General features: G+C 73.6%; 4 protein-coding genes. 2 read left to right on the top strand and 2 right to left on the bottom strand.

Annotated features, from left to right (window positions below; all coding sequences use genetic code 11):
• The coding region (locus OZN99_RS29080) for a hypothetical protein (protein WP_270938706.1) at positions 1-643 on the bottom strand (643 nt) is incomplete at its 3' end.
• 134 nt (positions 644-777) lie between these two features.
• Here OZN99_RS29080 and OZN99_RS29075 point away from each other — a divergent pair.
• Positions 778-2,193 (top strand): class II fumarate hydratase, encoded by a 1,416-nt coding sequence (locus OZN99_RS29075; RefSeq protein ID WP_270938705.1) that lies wholly within the window; start codon positions 778-780, stop codon positions 2,191-2,193.
• Positions 2,190-2,414, top strand: a complete 225-nt coding sequence (locus tag OZN99_RS29070) for a ribbon-helix-helix domain-containing protein (RefSeq protein WP_270938704.1) — start codon at positions 2,190-2,192, stop codon at positions 2,412-2,414. The genes OZN99_RS29075 and OZN99_RS29070 overlap by 4 nt, the downstream gene beginning before the upstream one ends.
• A gap of 120 nt (positions 2,415-2,534) precedes the next feature.
• Here the strand turns inward: OZN99_RS29070 and OZN99_RS29065 are convergent.
• Positions 2,535-2,760: hypothetical protein (locus tag OZN99_RS29065; RefSeq protein ID WP_270938703.1), on the bottom strand; the 226-nt coding region annotated here is incomplete at its 5' end.

The raw sequence follows: 2,760 nt of genomic DNA, 5'->3' as shown, positions 1-2,760 counted from the left end.
CCACCGACCAGGCCGGCGCCGCCACGGCCAGATAGGCCGCGACACCCCAGACGCCGTTCGCCAGCGCGTCGCCCGCGAAGCGCGGCACATCCGCGAGCCCCTGCACCGTGTCGAACAGCCGCGGCAGCGGGCCGACGGCCAGCGCCAGCAGCGCCGCCAGCACCGCGATCAGCGCACCCGCCAGCAGCCCCGCTCGCAGCCGGATGGCCGCGAGCCGCTCGGGATCCGGCGCGCCGCGCGCCAGCCGCGCTTCCATCACCTGGCGCACGGCTTCCCGCACCGCCATGAACAGCGGCTGCACCAGGGCCGCGTTCAGCGCCCAGAAGTTCCGCTCCGCCAGCCGGAACAGCCGCGGCCCGAAGCGCCACACCAGCCAGGCATCCACGGCCAGGAACAGCGACAGCCAGGCGACATTCGCCTCGGTCGGCAGCCGCCACCACACCTGCTGCAGGAACCACACGGCGGCCACCGGCGCCGCGCCCAGCACCAGCCCCGGGATCACCAGCGCCTGCACCACCGCCAGCGCCAGCTTCGGCAGGCTGGTGTCCAGCAGCATGGTGCCGGCATGCGCCAGCAGGCTGTGGCGCGAGGTGGAGGACGCGTCGTCCTCGATGTCTCCCTCGCGCGGGTCCGCGAAGGCCATGGCGTGTCCCTCTCCTCGCGCGGCCAGTCTCGGCCCGACCACGCGCGCAGGTCCAGCCGCCGCGCCACGGGCTTGTGATAGGGTCGCGCGCCGTCGCGGGGCGCTCGCTCCGCACGCCCTGCCGCGAGGCCCCCATGACCGCCGCACCGACCCGCACGGAAACCGACTCCCTCGGCACCATCGACATCCCCGCCGACCGGCTCTGGGGACCGCAGACCGAGCGCGCGCGGCGCCTGTTCCGCATCGGCACGGAGCGCTTCCCCGCCGGCCTGATCCGCGCCGTCGGCCTGCAGAAACAGGCGGCCGCCGAGGCCAACAAGGCACTTGGCGAGCTTCCCGCCGACATCGCCGACGCGATCGCCGCCGCTGCCGCCGAGGTCGCCGCCAACCGCCACGACGCCGAATTCCCGCTGCCCGTCTGGCAGACCGGCTCCGGCACCCAGACCAACATGAACGCCAACGAGGTGATCGCCCACCTCACCAACCGCGCGCTCGGCTCGGCCGACACCCGCCGCCCCATCCACCCGAACGACCACGTCAACCGCGGTCAGTCCTCCAACGACATGTTCCCGACCGTGATGCACGTCGCCGCCGCGGAGGCCGTGACGCGGGAACTGATCCCGGCGCTGGAGGCGCTCCACGCCAGCCTCGCCCGCCGCGCCGCAGCGTGGCAGGCCATCGTGAAGGTCGGCCGCACCCACATGATGGATGCGGTGCCCGTCACCCTGGGCCAGGAAGCCGCCGCCTGGGCGCGCCAGGTGGAACTCGGCATCGCCCGGCTGAGCGACGCCCTGCCGGGGCTGATGCCGCTGCCGCAGGGCGGCACCGCGGCCGGCACCGGGCTCAACCGCCACCCGGATTTCGCCCACGCATTCGCTGACCGGATGGCCGGTCTGACAAAGCTGCCCTTCACCGCCAACCCCAACCCCTTCGAGGGCATGGGCGCGCATGATGCCCTGGTGCAGCTTTCCGGCACGCTGAACACGCTGGCCGTGTCGCTGAACAAGATCGGCAACGACGTGCGCCTGCTCGGCAGCGGCCCCCGCGCCGGCATCGCCGAGCTGCTGATCCCGGCCGATGGCCTCTCCAGCTCCATCATGCCCGGCAAGACCAACCCGACCCAGTCGGAGGCGCTGACCATGGTGGCCGCCCAGGTCATGGGCAACCACGTGACCGTCACCGTCGCCGGCGCGCAGGGCCATCTGGAGCTGAACGTCTTCAAGCCCGTCATCATCCAGGCAGTGCTGCAATCCGCCCGGCTGCTGGGCGACGCCGCGCGCAGCTTCGCCGCCAACATGGTGGACAGGCTGGAGCCAAACCTGCCGCGCATCGCCGACAACCTGGCGAAGTCGCTGATGCTGGTGACCGCGCTGAACCCGCGGATCGGCTACGACAAGGCGGTGCAGATCGCCAAGGCGGCGCTGGCCGAGGACATCACCCTGAAGGAGGCCGCGGCCCGCCTGGGCCATGTCTCGCCCGAGGATTTCGACCGCTGGGTCCGGCCGGAGGAGATGATCCGCCCGGGCACCACATTGGACGGCGGCGGGTGACCGGCCACCTGCGCAAGCGGTCCTTCCGCCTGGCCGGCCACCGCACCTCCGTCGCGCTGGAGCCGGAATTCTGGACCGCGCTGGAGGAAGCCGCCGCCGCCCGCGGCCGCAGCCTGGCCGCCCTGGTCAGCGAGGTGGACGCCGCCCGCGCGGACCCCACCCAGCCGCTGGCCAGCGCGCTGCGGGTGTTCGTCCTGGGGGTGGTGCGGCAGGGCGGGTGATGGGGGTGGGCGGGCATGGGCGCGGATTGTCGGTAGGCGACCCGGAGCGCCCATTTGCATCGCACGGCGTCACGCGGGATGGCGCGCGCCGCCGCGTCCGATGTCCTGTTCGCTTCCCGATCAACCGTTCCGTTCGAGCCCCCGGGCCACCAGCGCGGCGAACACGTCGCCGCCGCAGCCGCAGCCCAGGGCCGCAGCCGGCCCCGCATGAATGCAGAAGGCGTGCGCGGCGCAGACGTCGGCAAGACCGGCATCCGACAGGGGATCGATGGCGCTGAAACGGCCGGACGGCGCCGTGCCGCCGGCCAGCCGCGTCGGCGCGGGCGCCTCGGCACGCCGCGGCCCC

The sequence above is a fragment of the Falsiroseomonas oryzae genome (genome assembly GCF_027856955.1).
GTDB lineage: Bacteria > Pseudomonadota > Alphaproteobacteria > Acetobacterales > Acetobacteraceae > Falsiroseomonas > Falsiroseomonas oryzae.
Note: the sequence above shows the minus strand (reverse complement) of the source record. Positions and strands in the feature narration are given on the sequence as shown.